General features: G+C 59.4%; 22 protein-coding genes. 17 read left to right on the top strand and 5 right to left on the bottom strand.

The annotated features are described in order from the left end of the window. Positions 1-2 precede the first annotated feature (2 nt). Positions 3-203: a hypothetical protein gene (locus AC2FI7_RS01800; RefSeq protein ID WP_496833131.1), complete on the top strand. Its 201-nt coding sequence runs from the start codon at positions 3-5 to the stop codon at positions 201-203. A 56-nt stretch (positions 204-259) separates the two neighbouring features. On the opposite strand, the gene AC2FI7_RS01805 is transcribed toward AC2FI7_RS01800, so the two are convergent. After that, complete coding sequence (locus AC2FI7_RS01805; protein WP_496833223.1) at positions 260-1,423, bottom strand: MFS transporter; 1,164 nt, start codon at positions 1,421-1,423, stop codon at positions 260-262. A gap of 91 nt (positions 1,424-1,514) precedes the next feature. On the opposite strand from AC2FI7_RS01805, the gene AC2FI7_RS01810 reads away from it, so the two are divergent. Further along, positions 1,515-2,849: an aminotransferase-like domain-containing protein gene (locus AC2FI7_RS01810; protein ID WP_496833133.1), complete on the top strand. Its 1,335-nt coding sequence runs from the start codon at positions 1,515-1,517 to the stop codon at positions 2,847-2,849. A gap of 113 nt (positions 2,850-2,962) precedes the next feature. On the opposite strand, the gene AC2FI7_RS01815 is transcribed toward AC2FI7_RS01810, so the two are convergent. From AC2FI7_RS01815 to AC2FI7_RS01825, 3 genes are read right to left on the bottom strand one after another with little or no spacing between them, the layout of a single operon-like run. Further along, positions 2,963-3,511, bottom strand: a complete 549-nt coding sequence (locus tag AC2FI7_RS01815) for a methyltransferase family protein (RefSeq protein WP_159452530.1) — start codon at positions 3,509-3,511, stop codon at positions 2,963-2,965. After that, positions 3,511-4,146 carry a cation efflux transmembrane domain-containing protein gene (locus tag AC2FI7_RS01820; RefSeq protein ID WP_058249367.1) on the bottom strand — a complete coding sequence of 212 codons (636 nt, stop codon included), beginning with the start codon at positions 4,144-4,146 and terminating at the stop codon, positions 3,511-3,513. The genes AC2FI7_RS01815 and AC2FI7_RS01820 overlap by 1 nt, the downstream gene beginning before the upstream one ends. Then, a complete protein-coding gene (locus tag AC2FI7_RS01825) occupies positions 4,146-4,916 on the bottom strand; it encodes a transglutaminase-like domain-containing protein (RefSeq protein WP_058249368.1) in 771 nt (256 codons plus the stop codon). The genes AC2FI7_RS01820 and AC2FI7_RS01825 overlap by 1 nt, the downstream gene beginning before the upstream one ends. 70 nt (positions 4,917-4,986) lie before the next feature. On the opposite strand from AC2FI7_RS01825, the gene AC2FI7_RS01830 reads away from it, so the two are divergent. Continuing rightward, positions 4,987-5,403, top strand: coding sequence for a MerR family transcriptional regulator (locus AC2FI7_RS01830; RefSeq protein WP_058249369.1), 417 nt, complete (start codon positions 4,987-4,989; stop codon positions 5,401-5,403). Positions 5,404-5,513: 110 nt separating this feature from the next. Here AC2FI7_RS01830 and AC2FI7_RS01835 read toward each other — a convergent pair whose 3' ends face one another. After that, positions 5,514-5,816: a hypothetical protein gene (locus AC2FI7_RS01835; RefSeq protein WP_496833136.1), complete on the bottom strand. Its 303-nt coding sequence runs from the start codon at positions 5,814-5,816 to the stop codon at positions 5,514-5,516. Between the two features lie 157 nt (positions 5,817-5,973). Here AC2FI7_RS01835 and AC2FI7_RS01840 point away from each other — a divergent pair, with 157 nt between their 5' ends. From AC2FI7_RS01840 to AC2FI7_RS01905, 14 genes are all read left to right on the top strand, one after another. Then, the gene (locus tag AC2FI7_RS01840; RefSeq protein WP_496833138.1) at positions 5,974-6,291 is read left to right on the top strand and encodes a hypothetical protein; all 318 of its coding nucleotides are present in this window, start codon (positions 5,974-5,976) and stop codon (positions 6,289-6,291) included. A gap of 64 nt (positions 6,292-6,355) precedes the next feature. After that, a complete protein-coding gene (locus AC2FI7_RS01845; protein WP_496833140.1) occupies positions 6,356-6,934 on the top strand; it encodes a lytic transglycosylase domain-containing protein in 579 nt (192 codons plus the stop codon). Further along, on the top strand, positions 6,934-7,224 hold the full coding sequence (locus AC2FI7_RS01850; protein WP_298842840.1) for a TrbC/VirB2 family type IV secretion system protein: 291 nt from the start codon (positions 6,934-6,936) through the stop codon (positions 7,222-7,224). The genes AC2FI7_RS01845 and AC2FI7_RS01850 overlap by 1 nt, the downstream gene beginning before the upstream one ends. Positions 7,225-7,231: 7 nt before the next feature. Beyond that, positions 7,232-7,510, top strand: coding sequence for a VirB3 family type IV secretion system protein (locus tag AC2FI7_RS01855; RefSeq protein ID WP_027259537.1), 279 nt, complete (start codon positions 7,232-7,234; stop codon positions 7,508-7,510). After that, a complete protein-coding gene (locus AC2FI7_RS01860) occupies positions 7,500-9,866 on the top strand; it encodes a VirB4 family type IV secretion/conjugal transfer ATPase (RefSeq protein WP_496833143.1) in 2,367 nt (788 codons plus the stop codon). The genes AC2FI7_RS01855 and AC2FI7_RS01860 overlap by 11 nt, the downstream gene beginning before the upstream one ends. Then, positions 9,859-10,017 carry a hypothetical protein gene (locus tag AC2FI7_RS01865; protein ID WP_496833144.1) on the top strand — a complete coding sequence of 53 codons (159 nt, stop codon included), beginning with the start codon at positions 9,859-9,861 and terminating at the stop codon, positions 10,015-10,017. Before AC2FI7_RS01860 ends, AC2FI7_RS01865 begins: the two co-directional genes overlap by 8 nt. Positions 10,018-10,063: 46 nt before the next feature. After that, positions 10,064-11,158, top strand: coding sequence for a lytic transglycosylase domain-containing protein (locus AC2FI7_RS01870; protein WP_496833225.1), 1,095 nt, complete (start codon positions 10,064-10,066; stop codon positions 11,156-11,158). Next, on the top strand, positions 11,155-11,934 hold the full coding sequence (locus AC2FI7_RS01875; protein WP_496833146.1) for a type IV secretion system protein: 780 nt from the start codon (positions 11,155-11,157) through the stop codon (positions 11,932-11,934). The genes AC2FI7_RS01870 and AC2FI7_RS01875 overlap by 4 nt, the downstream gene beginning before the upstream one ends. Positions 11,935-11,938: 4 nt before the next feature. Beyond that, positions 11,939-12,589 (top strand): VirB8 family type IV secretion system protein, encoded by a 651-nt coding sequence (locus AC2FI7_RS01880; RefSeq protein WP_496833148.1) that lies wholly within the window; start codon positions 11,939-11,941, stop codon positions 12,587-12,589. 3 nt (positions 12,590-12,592) lie between these two features. Next, positions 12,593-13,288: a TrbG/VirB9 family P-type conjugative transfer protein gene (locus AC2FI7_RS01885; protein ID WP_496833150.1), complete on the top strand. Its 696-nt coding sequence runs from the start codon at positions 12,593-12,595 to the stop codon at positions 13,286-13,288. Then, a complete protein-coding gene (locus AC2FI7_RS01890; protein ID WP_496833152.1) occupies positions 13,281-14,594 on the top strand; it encodes a TraB/TrbI/VirB10 family type IV secretion system protein in 1,314 nt (437 codons plus the stop codon). Before AC2FI7_RS01885 ends, AC2FI7_RS01890 begins: the two co-directional genes overlap by 8 nt. Positions 14,595-14,596: 2 nt before the next feature. After that, complete coding sequence (locus AC2FI7_RS01895) at positions 14,597-15,592, top strand: ATPase, T2SS/T4P/T4SS family (RefSeq protein ID WP_496833154.1); 996 nt, start codon at positions 14,597-14,599, stop codon at positions 15,590-15,592. Next, the gene (locus AC2FI7_RS01900; protein WP_169730823.1) at positions 15,585-15,761 is read left to right on the top strand and encodes a DUF4177 domain-containing protein; all 177 of its coding nucleotides are present in this window, start codon (positions 15,585-15,587) and stop codon (positions 15,759-15,761) included. The genes AC2FI7_RS01895 and AC2FI7_RS01900 overlap by 8 nt, the downstream gene beginning before the upstream one ends. A 20-nt stretch (positions 15,762-15,781) precedes the next feature. Next, positions 15,782-16,780: a TrbL/VirB6 family protein gene (locus tag AC2FI7_RS01905; RefSeq protein ID WP_496833156.1), complete on the top strand. Its 999-nt coding sequence runs from the start codon at positions 15,782-15,784 to the stop codon at positions 16,778-16,780. Positions 16,781-16,801: the final 21 nt, after the last annotated feature.

Consider the following 16,801-nt stretch of genomic DNA (forward strand, 5'->3'; position numbering starts at 1 on the left):
TTTTGCCCGAATTTGAGAGCGTTCGCACAACGGCCGAAGCCATCGGCCGCATTACGTGTATCAAGACAGGCGAAGAAATCGGCCTGCTGTATCAGTGGGATAACGGCGAGACACAAGCAGCGCTATACAATGACAGCCGCCCTAAAACACCACTCTGCTCGGATCATTCCCCTGAACCGGACCTTGGCGCAAAACGCAGCTAACGGCCGGAACGAGCCCATTGTATCGAATGCCGCGCAATGCGCGAATGGCAGCTTCGTTAGTTCGGTCCTGCGGCGAAGGGTGGAACGACCCCTCGTTTCGATATCATCACGATGATCGCCGTGACCGTGATCTGGACCGCTGCGAACACCACCATCGCCGACAGAAGGCCAAGCATATCGGCTAGTGCGCCACTTGCGATCACAGGAAGCGAAAACCCGAAATACGCATAGACGAATAGACCCGCGGTCGCCCGTGCTCGGTCGTCCGGCGCACGCAATGAAACTTCCGCCAATGAAGCGAGATAAGTGAAGCCGTAGCTGGCCGCACTGGTGATACAGGTGCCGACGAGAACGAATGCCAGAACCTTCAACCACACACCGGCCAGAAGGACGAGAAAGCCGAGCGGGATCAAAACGAACCCGAGGGCGAGCGCGCGGTCGTTGGTCATGCGCCGGGCAATCGGTTGACAGAGAAACCCCACGAAGATCGCCAGAAAGATGACCAGGCCCGTCCACCCACCGAGATCGTTCGCGGCAAGCTCCAGCGGGATGACCGCGATGGTCATGCCGGTCGTGGACCAGGCAAGCGCCATTGCGGCCCCGAACATCCATGTGCCGGAAGGGAAGACCGGCAGACGCAGAAGGGACACGGGGCGAGGCTTGTCCATTCGGGGCAGTCCGAGGGCAATCACGGCGAGGACCGGAGCCGCCATGAACAGGGCGATGTAGCTGGCGGGCAAAAGCGTCGGACCCTGTACCCCGAGACTGATACCGGTCGCCAGAGCGCCGCCACCAAAGCCGAGAGACGTAGCAGAGGTCACGATCAGGGCGGCGTTCTTAGCGCGGTCCAAGCCGAGAATTTCCGTCATGTAGGCCGTCCCGGCGGTAGTCGCCAGACCAGTTCCGACCCCGAGCAGGAAACGCGCGACGACAAGACTTGTCCAGCTTGGCACCTGCACGAGAAGCGCCGTCGCCACTGCGCCTAGGATCAACGCCAGCGCAATCGGACCCCGTCGTCCAATCCGGTCCGACAGCCCACCGAGCAGCAAGAGCGTCGGCATGAGACCCCCGACATAGGCCGCGAACGCAACCGTCACCGCCGTCGCCCCGACATCACTTTCCGCTGCATAGGCATCATAGAGCGGAGCCTGAAGGTTCACGGCGAACGTCACCGTGAAAAGGCCAAGAGCGAGCAGCGATACGGGGATCAGTTTGGACATGGGGCGCGGACCTCGAAGATTGACTTGAGATCGGAATGCCATGAGATAACAAGTATGACAATTTTTTGATTGTACTAAATACAGTGAGAATATGAGGAAAGCTCGTTACATACGCCTCGCCGACATGATCTCGACCGCGATTCAAGAGGGCAAGCTGGCTCCGGGCACGAAGTTGCCCACCCATCGCGCGTTTGCGGAACAGTTCAATGTGGCCCTTGCCACTGCGACTCGTGCCTACGGGGAGCTGGAGCGCAGAGGCATGATTGTCGGCGAAGCTGGTCGCGGCACCTTCGTGCGCGATCTCGGACTACCTCCTACGCTGGGGGTCCGACAGACCGCCAGCGATGGCCTCATTGACCTGGTTTTCAACATGCCGGGGGACGCGAGCGATGCGGATATGTTACGGGCGGGCCTGCGGCGACTTGCGGCGGCGGGCGACCTTGAGGCGATGCTGCGCTACCAACCTCACGGCGGGCGGACGCACGAACGCCGGATTATTGCCGAAAGCCTTGCCCCGACCCTTGGTCCTATCGACCCTGAATGCCTTCTGGTCACGTCAGGCGGCCAGCATGGGCTGGCGACCATCGCCCTCGGGCTCTTTCGACGCGGCGAGAGGATCGCAAGCGACACCCTGACCTACCCCGGCTTCAAATCCATCGCGGCGTTGCAGGGCCTCGAAATAGTTCCGGTCGAGGGACGGCGTGGCGTGATGGACCCCGACGATCTGGAACGACAGTGTCGCGCACGCAAGTTGCGGGCGGTCTATCTGATGCCATCGGTTCACAACCCCTTGGGTTCGGTCATGGATGAGGCAACTCGCCTGCACCTGATCGAGGTCGCGCGCGCGCATGACCTGTTGCTCATCGAAGATGCGGCCTACGCGTTTCTTGAGCCCGATCCGCCGCCAAGCCTCATCGCTCTCGCGCCGGAACGAACGATCCATGTAGGGGGCTTTTCCAAAAGCCTCGCGACAGGGTTGCGTCTGGGCTACTTGATCTCTCCTCTGGCCCACACAGACAGATTGCTTGAAGCGATCAGAGCGACGACCTGGAACGCCCCGGCGCTGATTTCCGGTCTGGTCTCGGGCTGGGTGGAGGACGGCACACTTGCCAACTCAGAAGAGACCCGGCGACGGGACGGCGCGGAGCGTCAGCAGCTATGCCAGACCGTTTTTGATGGACGGTCCAATCTTTCACATCGCAACGCAGGCTTTGCCTGGTTGCCGCTCGAAAAGGGTGTTCGGGCAGAACCCATCGTCACACGTTTGAAAGAGCACGGTATTTCCGCATCCGGTGCAGAACCTTTCGCAACGACGGTTGCAGTGCCCCAGGCGCTTAGGCTTGCTTTTGGCGGCGTGCCGAAAGATGAGCTGGAGGAGGTCTTTCAGATAGTTCGCAAAGCTGTCGATGGGGCTTCCATGTCGTGAGAAAATTCCGAGAGCTGACATTCGTGCAGCCGCAGCGAAATGGTGCTTCGTCCGCATCTTACCAGTTCGTTGATCGCGCCGCGAAAGGCAGCTTTTCAGGTTTTGGCCCTACCTCAGAGGAACCGCCGTACCCGCGACGAGTAGTTCTCGAATTCGGTGCCGTATTGGTCTTTGAGCCAAGGCTCCTCGGAAAATGGCGCGGCAATAAGCACCACTATCCCAGCCAGTCCGACAACCATGGCCCAAGGCGCTGCTGACAAGATCATCCAGCCACTTACGATGCCAATGTCAGCCATATACTGCGGGTTCCGCGAGTAGCCATACATGCCTTCGGTGCGCAGGGTCCCTTTGGCTCCACCTGTCTGCGGCACCCCGAAATGTGAGACTTCCATCCACACGACAATATTGCCGATCAGGATGAGCGGCAGGCCGACGCCAAACCGCAACCAACTTGGAATGACCAGATCAGCCCAACCCCAGACACCAAGCAGGATGAGAACCCCGAACAGCGTGAATGTTGGCACCCAGACAAAGAAAGGCGTGAGTGTCGTGTAGCGTCTTGGCGGCCATATCCGCCGCTCAGGAAAGGCAATCGACCAGAGGATTGCTGCTAGCGTCATGGCGGCAACGCCCAGACCCAGCATAATGAGAAAGCCCTGCATCATGCCTCCGCGTGTTTGTGGTCGATTGTTTCCCGTCGCTCTGCGAGGGCTTGCCGCACGATTTGGAAAGCGGACGACAGGAACAGTCCAGCCATAATCGTTGCGACGATCAAATCAGGCCAGCCTGTTGCTGTACCCCAGACGCCCAAGGCCGCGAACATGACGGCGACGTTGCCGATGGCGTCATTGCGCGAACAGAGCCAAACCGACCGCACGTTGGCGTCGCCGTCTTTGTAGCGCACCAGTAAGAACACACTGGCAAGGTTGGTGAGCAAAGCCAGAAAGCCAACAGCGCCCATGATCTCGGCTGTCGGAACTCCGACATAGAAGACGCGGTAGACGGTCGATCCGAAGACCCACAGCCCCATCAGCAAAAGACTGAAACCTTTGAACAGCGCGGCATTGGTGCGGGCGCGAAGTGACGCCCCAATGACGGCCAGAGAAATGCCGTAGGTCATTGCATCACCCGCGAAGTCGAGGGCGTCGGCCTGCAACGCCTGTGACTTGGCAAAGTGGCCCGCAGTCATCTCAACCGCGAACATTGTCGCGTTTAAGGCAATGACGATCCAGAGCCGTCGTTTGTAATCATCTGAAACGCCGTCAAACTTGGCGTCATGTCCGCAGCAACCAGCCATCAGATCGCCTCCCGCGTTTGAAAGTTTGATTGAACCGGAACAAGGTTCGCCTCGCCCCCGGGGATCGTTGGGACATGGCCTATCCGCATTTTCTTGACGCGGTGGTTCATCCAGTGACGCACGATTAGGCGATACAAAACTCCTTTCACACCCGACAACTGCCTGTGATTTTCATAGAACGCGTCAGGATCATCGAACGTGCCGAAGTCATGATTGATTCCGGTCTTTTGAATGTAGGTGCTTGCGCCGCGCCAAGCGACGTCAGGGTTTTGGAGGCAATTTGTCCCTGCGCCGTAAGCGCATAGCGAGTTGCGATCTGGAAAAGCACCTTGCAGCGCAGCAAGGACAGGTGGGTCCAGAATGAAGCCCTCCAGCTCGAGCCATTGTCCTTCGTGTTGGATTTCGACCCACGAATGGATGATGTTTGCGGGGGCAAGCGGGTAGACCAACTCCGGCACCACCCCGCGCTGCAACCGTTTGTCGATGGTGAAACCATGGAAGCGGCACGGCACGTCAAGGGCGCGCAGGAGTGCCATGAGCAAAGTGCCCTTCGTATTGCACTGCCCATAGCCATCAGCCAGCACCCTGGAAGCTGGCAACGCATCATCGGAATTGTAGCCGAACAGGATTTCGTTGCGGACAAAGTCATAGGCTGCGCCAATCCGGTCGGTCTGAGACAGGTTCAGCCAGCCACGGTCCGTAACGAGGTGCTGGATGGGTGGCGCTTCGAAGTCCAGAAGGGGGGTCGGGGACAGGTATTGGTCGGTCATGGTAGCCTCTTGAGTCTGTGTCCCACCCTATCTACAATCTCTAGTGACTAGAGGTTCAAGAGGTTTCTTCATGTTTTCTATCGGCGAGCTTTCAAAGCGCACCAAGGTCAAGGTTCCAACCATCCGTTACTATGAGGAAATGGGGCTGTTGGCAGAAGCTGAGCGCACAAGTGGAAATCAAAGACGGTATGACAAAACCGGATTGGAACGGCTGAGTTTCATCCGCCATGCGCGCGATCTGGGGTTTTCGATTGAAGCCATTTCATCGCTTATTGAACTACAGGAGCATCCAGACCGATCGTGCGAAACCGCGACGGACATCGCCGTGTCGCAGCTAGCGGACGTGCGTGAGAAAATCAAACGGCTCAAGCTATTGGAAAAGGAACTGATCCGAATCTCCAAGGGCTGTGATGGACAGGGCATATCTGAAGATTGCTATGTGCTGGCATCTCTGGCGGATCATGAGCTTTGTAGCAGGGAACACTGACGGGGATAGCAGACATTCCAAATCGCAACGGCAACGGCGGCAAAGTCCCGCGTTGGCGACATTCGCCGCCACTCTATCGAACGGCAACTTTCTCATCTTGGTGGCGGGCTTCATTTCCTCACACTGTCCAGAATTTCCATAACACGTGCGTAGTCTTCGCTGGCTGCGCGTGCCTGGTCAAATACCTCCCGCCGTTGCTGATCCAGGCAACGGAAGTACCGCTCGACATCGGTAAAATACGTCTCCGCATCGCGCCTCAACAGGTCCGCATATACCCGAACGTCGTCGGCATTGGTCGGCATCCACGGCTGCACAGGCGGCAGGCAACTGCCTGCGATCGCGGCAGAACCCCAGCTTAGGACGACCATAACCACCCATGTTTGTTTCAAAAGCCCCATATTATCTTGGCTCATCCACTCCATTGCAGTAAATTTGTTTCAACGCATGAAGGGCGCAACAACTCAAATTGCACCTATTGATTGCAAGATTATAATATTGTATCGGTTCGGTAGTCCATGAGGGACTGCCGGGCTCATGCACAGTTCTGCAAGGCTCGATCCTATGAATTTGATGCAAGACGCCCCAAATGTTGTCAGTGAAGACGGGCTGCGCAAACTGCTTGCCGAGGGTCATTCGGCGGATGTTGTGTGCCGGGTTACGCCCAAACGTACAGGTGCTCAGTGGTCCGGAGTTTGGACCGTGCATTGCGTCTCGCCTGATGGCGAGACGCGTCGCCTGCTCGTCACTGCACGCAACAACATGGCAGCTCGGGAATTCAAGACAATCAACGGCTTATCCAGCTTCCTTGCTGGCCTTGGTGTTTCGATTGTCTCGATCCCGATGCTTGAAGGCAAGATCGCCTCACACAAACTGGACGACGCGGGCTAAGCCACTTGCCGTCCTCGCAGCATTCCTTGCTGCACCCGCTTACTCTGAAGGCTTCGTGCTCTCCATGCGGGCCGATGGCCAGCTAGAAACCAAAGCCCCCCAATCGGGTTTTGCTCAAAGCTATGTCGACGGAATTGGTGCAGACCCATCAGAGCTGATCGTTTTCTCCGCGCCTGAGCCAGAAGATCCGCCTCCTGCACCCGCCCGCGCAGTTCCCCGCCCCGAAATTCTCACAGCACTTGAAAGCACAGCGCATCGTTATGGCGGGCACCCTGCATTGCGCCGCGCCGGTCTGTCGGTGACGGAATGGCAGGCCCTCTTCCAAGCCAATATCGAGATTGAAAGCGCCTATCGCCCGAATGCGCGTAGTTCCGCAGGGGCGATTGGCCTCGGTCAGTTGATGCCCGCGACGGCCGCGCAGCTCGGCGTGGATCCGCATGACTGGCAAGCCAATTTGGATGGCTCTGCCCGTTACCTCCTAATGATGCTGGCGCAGTTCGGCACGCCCGAACTCGCGCTCGCTGCCTACAACGCGGGGCCCGACGCGGTCGCACGCTATGGCGGCATTCCTCCCTACCAAGAAACCCAAAATCACGTGCGCCGCGTCATGGCGGTGCGTGACCGACTGACTGGAGCCTCCTGATGCACATTCATTTCCGCACGATCCTGTCGCTGGCTCTGGCCAGCTTGATGATTGCCAACCCCGCCTTTGCGCAGAGCATCGACCTCTCGCCGGTGCAGAACCTGCTGCAAGGTATCGTCGACACGATCACCGGCCCCTTGGGTATTGTCATCGGCACCTTGGCCCTGATCGGTGTGTTCCTCTCTTGGCTCTTCGGCATTCTGGATTTCCGCCAAGCCCTTTGGGTGCTTGTTGCAATTGCAGGCATCGCAGCTGCACCGACCATCGTGACCGCGATCTGGGGCGCGTAAATCCGGCATGGCAACGCAAACCCGCCTCTTTCTGGGCCTGATCCGGCCACCAAAGCTTATCGGCTTGCCCATCATGTATGCCATGGTTTGGCTCTTCGGGTTTGTGTTGCTGTTTCTGTGGGTCCAGAGCTGGCCGGTGATCATCATCGCCGCTCTGGCCTATCCCGCGCTGTGGAAAGCGGCGGACTGGGATCCGGCCTTTCTTGAGGTGATGGTCACCGCCCTGCAGGAAACGCCCCCGACGCCAAATCGCAAGATCCATTCGGGGGACAGCTATGCTGCATAACACCTCGGATGATCTTGCGACGCTACCTGACTGGGCGCGCAAAGAGCGCCCGATGGCCAGCATGCTTCCCTATGTCAGCCTCGTGAATGATGTGACGATCCGCACGCGCGGCAATGCGCTGTTCCAGTGCATCCGTCTTGATGGCGTCAACAGCATGACCAGCGATGACGCGCATTTGGAGAAGATCCGCGCGCTCTTTGCTGCGATCATCGCGCAGATCGGGTCAGAGTACAGTTTCTACGTTCACAAGGTTTCAAAAGCGATCGAAACCGGCTTGCCACCAGTGCCCAATGAGGGGTTTGCCCAAGCCCTGGACAGCCGTTGGCAATCGGCCATGGCGCGGGCAGGTCTGCGGGACAAGACGCTCACGCTGACAGTTCTGAAACGTCCTCCCCTCGGTGCGCGGCTGCGTCTGAAACGTGCAGACTCAATCTCACAGCTGAAAGACCAGACGGCCAAGCAGCTGCGCAAGCTCGAGGAGGTCGTTGGGTTTCTGCTGTCGTCTTTTGCGGAAATGAACCCACATCTGCTTGGGGCCGAAAGCGGCGAGCTACTCGGGTTCCTCGGGGCGCTCAACATCGGCCAAGAGCGACCGCTCTTCGCAAAATCGCGCTTTGGCGTCATTGCCGAAGATGTAGCCAACACGCGCGTCACTTTTCAGGGGCGCGACTTTTCCCTCGACGATGGGACGGCAGGTAAGCGGCTTGGCACCAGCTTTGCGATCAAGACCTACCCGGCCAAAACCAGCTGCACGATGTTCGATGAGCTGAACCTGCCTGTCGAAATGGTGGTTTCGCATTCTTTCACACCTATCAACAGCAACATCATGGCCAGCCGGATCAAGCGCCAACAGCGCCTAATGAAGGCCAGCGATGACGGCGCGATTTCCCTCGCCGAAGAACTGGTCGACGCGCTGGACGATCTTGAATCCAAGCGGCTCAGCTTTGGCGATCATCACATGACGGTGACGGTCTTCGCCGAGACAGAAGAAAAGCTGGAAGCGATTGCCGCTGAAGTGCGCAACATCGCCGCCAGCGAAGGGGTCAATCTGGTGAACGAGAGCTTTGCGGCGCGGACCCACTATTTCGCGCAGCATCCGGGCAACGGGCAGATGCGCAGCCGCAAGGCTGCCATCACGAATACGAACTTCGCTGACCTTGCGGCGCTGCATCGGGGTCAACTGGGCAAACCTGGACACAAAGTGCCTTGGGGCAAGCCGATCACTCTCTTCCCGACGCCTGAACGTTCGGGCTTTCTGTTCAACTACCATGAGACGGGTCAGCCGGACAAAGAGCCAACCGGCGGGCACACCTTGATCCTGGGCCGCCCTGGCTCCGGCAAATCGGTGTTGTCAGCCTTCCTCATGACCCAAGCCCGTCGCTGCGACGCGCGCGTGTTTGTGTTCGACTATCGCGCGGGCATGGAAATGGCGGTGCGCGCCAATGGCGGGCGCTACAGCGCCATCAAGGCGGGTGAAGCCACAGGTCTGAACCCGCTCCGCACGGAGATCGACGGGCGCGGGCAAGCCTGGCTTTCTGATTGGCTGGCCACGCTGCTGCATCGCGCCGACAAACCCCTGAGCCCTATTCAGATCAACCGCATTCAGGAAGTGGTACGCCAGAACGCCGGGGCGAGCGATGCCGCCCTACGCAACTGGCAGGATTTGGCCTCCCTCTTTGTGGCGGGGGCAGATGAAGGGGATCTGTTCGAACGGATTCAGGAATGGACTGCTGATGGCCGCTACGGTTGGATTTTCGGGCAAAGCTCTGAGGATACCTTTTCGCTCGATGGTGATGTGGTCGGGTTCGACCTGACCGGCATTCTCGACAGCGAAAGCGAGAAGGAACGCATGGCGGTCCTGTCCTACCTGTTTCGACGGGTGGAGCGGGTGATCGAGGACCGCAAGCCGACGCTGATCATTATCGATGAAGCCTGGAAGGCGCTCGACAACCCGTATTTTGCCGACCGGCTCAGCAACTGGCTGGTCACGGCGCGGAAACAGAATGCCGTCGTTGTGATGATGACCCAATACGCAAGCCAGCTTGAGAAAACCCGCACCGGCAAAACGATCGTCGAGGCCGTTCCGACGCAGCTTCTGCTACCCAACATCCGCGCCTCGGCCAGCGATTACACTATGCTGGGCCTCACTGAAAAAGAGCTCAGCGTTCTGCTCAGCACAGGCAGCAATTCCCGTCTGGCGCTGGTGCGTGATGATCAAGGCTCGGTGGTGATCGACGCTGATCTCAGCGCGCTCGGCCCCTACCTCACGATCCTTGGCGGCATGGAAAAAGGCGAAGCGCTGGTGGGCGCGGATTACCGCCAGAACCTCGATTTTTGGAGACAGATTGATGCGTAGACTTTGCGTGCTGACCCTCACCCTTTTGACCCTGACAGCCTGCGCGGAATATCGGCTGTCTGAAGCCGAATGCTTCAACTCCTTTGCCGAGGTCAGCCGCAGCAACTGCAATTTTGAACTGCTTGGGCCGATTGGTGGTCTCGGTGAGTAGGCACCACCTGCATATCTTTGCGGGCTTGGTGTGGTTCGCCGCGCCAATGGCCTATGCCCAAGGCGTGCCGACCTTTGATGCGGGCATGTTCTTTCAGCGCGAGCGCGTGCTGCAACAGGGCGAACAAGATCTGGCGCTGCAGCGGGATCGGTTGACCACAGAAGAAGAGCTTGAGGCGCTCGAGCAGGAACAACTCCAGGCGCTGGAAGACATCCTCGATGCCACGACGTTGGCCAGCGGGAATTCCGGCACACTGGTCGCAAGCCTAGAAGCTGGTTCATCGCCTGAAAGCGCCGCAGAAACGCTCTATGGCCCGGTAGACCCAAACCCAGGCGCTGCTCAAATGTTCGGTGACGCCTCCGGCTCGATAGAACAGCTGATCATTCGCGCGGCTCAGGAAACGCACCATATGTCCGGCGTGCGTGCGGCGGGTCTCTCGCCCAAGCAATGGCGCTGCCTGTTGCAGGCGCTGATCTGGCAAGAAAGCCGCTTCACCATCGGAGCGCGCTCCCCAGTCGGTGCATTTGGCCTGACCCAGATCATGCCCGGCACAGCACAGGATCTCGGGATTTATCCAGCCTACTATGAAAACCCCTTCATCCAGGTCACTGGCGGCGCGCGCTATCTGGCGCAGATGCTGGCCATGTTTGATGGCAACATCATTCACGGGCTGGCCGCCTACAATGCAGGTCCCGGCAATGTGCAGCGCTACGACGGCGTGCCGCCCTTTGCCGAAACCCAGCACTACGTTCAGGTGATACCTGAGCGTTATAATCTCTACCTTGCCCGCGTGGGCGGCGTCGACGCGCTTGGCACCATTGATCCAGTTTTACTCGCCAACTCCACCATGAGCCTCGCCTCGCTCAGTGCAGGGGTCTATGGCGATTACTCCTTGGTCTCCGTGCAAGCGGCCGCGCTTCGGGTGCAGGACATCATCACCCGCATTGGCGAGACAGATGACATTCACGCGGCAATGTCTCTCAACACCTATGCGCGGGCCGAACTCGCTCGCCTGATCGCCATCCGCACGCGCCTTAAGGCCGCCCATACCCGCCCGCTCAGCGCGTCAGAGCTGGCCATGGCGGCGGCACAGGCACGCGAACAAGACTTCATGCAATTCGATCTGGAGGCATTCCGATGATCCGCTTTCTTTCTGCCGTAGCCACCTGCGCATTGTTGGTTGCGTCTCCTGCAACGGCTCAAGGCGTGCCGACGGTCGACACACGCAACATCGCGCAGGAAATCCGTCAGCTGCAGCAGATGCTGGAGGATTTCGGGATTCAGACCGATCAGCTCGACACGCTTCTCGAACAGCTCGACCTGGTGCAACAACAGCTGGACACGCTCAATGAGACCTACGCAGCCCTGACCGGCGCGACAGACATCATCGAGATGGCCATGGGCGGCGACTTGGACGGGCTGCTTGATCAAGAATTCGGCGATCTTCTTGGCACCATACGGCAAATCCAGAGCGGCGATTTCAGCGGCCTCATCGGCAACTCGGCCCCTCAAATGGAAGGCCGCATGACGCAAGCTCTCGAGGAAGCAGGCTTTGACCAAGATAGCCTGTCCGACATGGCCAGCAGCGGCAATCCTGGGGCGGAGCGCATTGCGAGCCAGGCGGGTACCGGAGCGGTGATGTCGGCGGCCGCTGAGAACAGCTATGAAGAGGCTGCGCAGTCTCTTGAACGGGTCGAGCAACTGGTTTCCCTGATCCCCGACATGGAAACGCTCAAGGAAGCCGTGGACCACAACACCCGCGTCACGGCCGAGCTGGCAATTGCCATGACGCGCATGTGGGAACTAGAGGCCATTCAGACCGTCGGCGCGGGCCAGTCCGGCGTGGTGGATGCCGCCACGCTGGCCGAAGAGCGCCGCTACATGGACTTCACCCTGCCAGACCTGCGCGCGGACTGACCCCATGAACAGCGAGGCAGAAATCATCGAAGAAGAGCTCGTCTACGGCGCACGACGACGCGAGCTCTTGTGGCAGAAGCTGGGGCTGGCAGGCATGGCGTTTGGCATGGCAGGTTGCCTCGCCGCTGCCCTCGTCGCCCTGTTCGACGTGGACCCGCCGCCCATGATCGTGCCCTTTGATAGCGAAACCGGCATGGCCCTCCCGAATGCCATGGTTGAAGCGGTCTCACTCACGGAACGCCCCGCTATCATTGAGGCACAGGTCTACCGCTATGTCATTGATCGAGAGACATACAATCAGCTCGACAATGACGTGCGCGTGCGGCGGGTCCTGGACCAGTCGGACGGCGCGGCAGCTGCAGGGCTGCGTGCATTATGGACCAGCGGCCACGAAGCCTATCCGCCCGACAGCTACGGCACAGACGCGCGGCTCGATGTCGAGGTTCTGTCGATCACCCATATCAGCGCCAATCGTGCCCAAGTGCGCCTTCGTAAGCGGCTGAACTCGCCGCGCGGCACGCAAAACGGGCTCTTCACCGCAACGCTGATATTTGAGTTTCGGCCCGAGAATAGCCGGTCGATCGACGATGTCTGGCAGAACCCTTTCGGCTTCACCGTCACCGAATATGCGATCCGCTCGGATCGTCTGGAGTAACCAATGCGTCGCCTGTTCCTGACTCTCGCCTTCCTCGTGCCGCTTGCTGGCACCGCCTATGCCGAAACGCAGCCGCGCCAAGGCCCCTATGATGCACGCGTCCGACTGGCCACCTATCAGGATGGGCAGGTCTACCGGATCCGCACTAGCTTAACCCACGTGACCAGCATTGAATTCGGCCAAGGCGAGACCATCCGCTCGATCATTGCTGGCGACACTGAAGGGTTCCTCTTGGATGGCGTGCCCGGCGGTCAGGCCTTTGCGATCAAGCCGGTTTCGCGCGGAGCGCATACCAACATCACCGTCTACACCAATCGGCGCAGTTACTATTTCAACGTCACCGAGGCGAGCTCGCCGACCTTCTATGTCATCCGCTTCAGCTATCCTGAGTCCGCTCCGCAGCAATCCCGAGTGGCCGCAAGCCAACCTGCAAACCACGCCTATGGCGTCAGCGCGCGATCCGAGATCACCCCCCGCGAGATTTGGGACGACGGGACCTTCACCTACTTCCGCTTTGCTGCGAATGCGCCGTTGCCTGCGATCTTTCGCTGGTCTGCTGGCAATGAGCGGAGCGTGAATGCGCTCGCGCGACCAGACGGCGTGATCCGTGTTTCAGGTGTTAGCGATCGATGGGTTCTCCGGCTTGGGGAGGACGAGATCTGCGTCCAAGAGATGAGCGAGGCAAATCAAGATGAGTGAAACAGCTGAGCTTAAGAAGCGCCTCGAAGCGCTTGAAGGTAAACCACAAAACCTAAAAGCGCGGCCATCTTTTGTTGCCATCGCCCTGGGCATTGGGGCAATCGCGGCCCTTGGTGGTCTTTTGCTGTTGTTCTCTGACAGCTCTGAACCCGATAGCCTGCAAACAGCGTCACCGGATGAATTCCAAGCGGCAGGTCCGGGCTTTGGTGCGCTTGAGCCCACGCCTGCACCGATTGACACAATCCCGCCGCCGGAGCCGGAACCAGACAGCGAAACAGACGAGCTACGCGCGCAAATGGATGCAATGCGGAGCGAGCTCGAAGCCCTGCGCGACGCACCTGCGCCTGAAGCCCCAACCGTCGACCTCGAGGCATTGGATACCTTGGGCGCGGAGATCGATGCCCTGCGAAGCGAGGCGGCAGCAACGCAAGCCGCTTTGCGCGAAGAGTTGGAAGAACGTGCCCGACAAATCCAGCGACTGCAGAACGATCTAGAGCTTGCACGCCTGGAAACGCCGCGCACGCCCGCACCAACCGGCCCCACGGCCGAAGAACTGCGCCTTCAGGAGCTCGAGCGGCGGCGGCAAGCAGAACTTGAGGAACTCCAAGCCCGTATCGCCAGCCCGATCATCGCCTTTGGCGGCACCGGAGGCGGCAACAATGAAACCGCCGCGCAGCAGCGGCGGCTTGATGGCGACACAGAGTTTGTCCGCAATGGCGCTGAACCCGCTGAGGTGACGCAGGCCCAGTTGATCGTGAACCCGTCAAACACGGTCGTTCAGGGCACGATGATCCAGGCCGTGCTTGAGACAGCGATCGACAGCTCGCTCGCCGGTCAGGTCCGCGCGATGGTGTCTGAAGATGTCCACGCCTATGACGGCTCGCGGATCCTGATCCCGCGCGGCGCGCGCCTTATCGGACGCTATCAGTCTGGCCTCGACATCGCACAGCAACGCGTGACGATCGCATGGGACAGGATCATTCTGCCCAGCAACCAGACCGTCGAAATCAGCGCCTTCGGTGGCGACGAACTGGGCCGCTCCGGCACAACCGGCTTTGTCGACAGCCGCTTTGGCACACGGTTCGGGTCAGCCGCCCTAATATCGCTGATCGGAGCCTTGCCCGCCGTGGCCGCCCAAAACACCGAAGATGAGATCACCTCTGATGTGCTCGAGAGCATTGGCGAAGACCTTCAGGACAGCGCGCAAAGCGTGATTGGCGAATATCTCTCCGTCTCGCCCGTGATCTATGTCGATCAAGGTGCCCGCGTCACCGTGATGGTCGACCGCGATCTGGAGATTTTTTGACCATGGCGGCCAGCTATCTGCAAAGCTCGATGGACAAGATCCCCGAGGCGCGTGACCCCAAGCTGATCGAGCTTTGCATCAACCCTGACGGCACGCTGTGGGCCGAGTTTCAGGGGGATCACTTTATGCGGCGCGTCAGTCGACAGCTCTCGCAGAACGAGATCAAGGACTTGGGTAATCAGATTGCGTCCGCCGCGAACACCACGCTTAGCCGGACCAAGCCTATCGTCTCGGTCAGCATCGCCTACCGCGACCGCCCAATCCGAGCGCAGGTCATCCAGCCCCCCGCTGTCGATGGCGGCTACGCGATTTCGCTGCGGTTCTTTGCGGACCTGCCATTGGACCAGATCAAGCTGTCTTACTTGTTCGGCAAAGAACGCAGCAACGAGGGTGCAAGACGCAAGCGCAATGCCGAGCTGCGGGATGTCGTGGCCACCGGCGATATCGACGCCGCGATCAAGTTCTGCGTCACCCACAAGCTCAACATGATCGTGTCCGGCGGGACCTCGACCGGCAAGACCGTCACGGCGCGCAAGATCCTCTCCTTTGTGCCAGCCGACGAGCGCATCATCACAATCGAAGAGGCCGCCGAATTGCGTCCGACGCAACCCAATGTGGTCACGCTGATGTCTGACCGCGACGAAGCCATGCGCAGCGCTGACGTCCTGCTGACCTCCACACTGCGCATGCGGCCGGACCGTATCGTCTTGGGTGAAGTACGCGGCAAAGAGGCCATGACCTTCCTTGAGGCCATCAACACCGGCCATGGTGGCTCACTTACTACCCTGCACGCTGAAACACCTCAGCTGGCCGTGCAGCGCCTCGCCATGGCAGCCCTGAAAACCGACGTGCCCATGACCTACCAGGACATGAACGACTACATCACCCGCTCAATCGATGTGATCGTCCAGGCCGGTCGCCATGAAGGCGCGCGCGGCATCACTGAATTCTACCTGCCGACCGATCCGGCCCATTCAAAGGAAACAGCCCATGTTTGAATACAAGATTGAACAGATCAACACCGCCAAGACAAAGCCTCCGAAGATCGAAGCGCAGCTGACGGCCCTTGGTCAGGATGGCTGGGAGCTGGTCTCAGTGGTACCGGATTTCGACGGCGAACATATTCTGAAGGCCTTCATGAAACGTCGCACCAGCGCGAGCGCCTAAAGCAGACCGAGGAAGATCCGATGGGCGTCGTCACCTGGATGGTAGAAACAACCGACAGCTTTCTGGAAGACGCGGCTCAAACCACCTTTGGCAACGTCGCGGGTCAGCTTGGCGGCGTCATTGCCGTGGCATCAACGCTCGCCGTGATCGGCGTCTTCCTCAACATGGTGTTTCAGTACAAATCCATGGACGGGCGGACCGCCTTCTGGTTCGCGCTCAAACTCATGCTCATCTCGGTGTTTGCCATGAACTGGGTCCAATTCAACGCTGTGGCCAGCGCTCTCATCAACGGGCTCGACCAACTTGCGGGCGGCATGGTGGCGGGTCTTGGCGGCGGCGGTGCGGGCGCGTCCTACTTTGCCGGGGCTTTTGACGATCTCATCGAGGAATTTGGCGACTATCTGAACGCGGCCGGTGACAACATGCACTGGATGGCCGGAGCCCTGATCGGAGCAATCGGCGCGTTCCTGTTAGGTGTGATCGGTGCGCTCTGCGGGCTTGTCCTGATTTTCGCGAAGATCATGCTGGCGTTCATGATCGGCATCGCCCCAATCATGATCGCGCTGTCGCTGTTCGACGTCAGCAAGGACTATTTACACCGCTGGCTGTCCAGCACTGTGTCCTACGCGCTCTATCCCCTCGTGATCGCGGGCGTGTTTTCCACCGTTGTCGGCATGTCACGCTCGCTCATGACCGAACTCGGTGATCCCTCCGGTGCGAGCAACATCGGCGCACTGGTGCCTTTCTTCATGATGATGTTCCTCGCAGGAGGCATGATCATCGCGACCCCGTTGATCGTGCGCTCAATCTCAGGCAACTTCATGATGGCCGGACCGCCGAGCATTCCCGATCCCGGCGGGTTCGCAAAGGGCTTGATTGGCACCAAAGGGTCACGGGCGCGGGCACGGTTTGGGACCCGATCAAATGGAGAGATTGCAGGGGCTGGGATACGCCAGGCAGGCGGTGCGACTATTTCTATGGTTCAGCGGGTAGCTGAAAGAGCAAAGCGGTTGGAATAGGGATTTTCGGCCTATAGTTGC

The organism is Ruegeria sp. YTSA064, assembly GCF_059610325.1.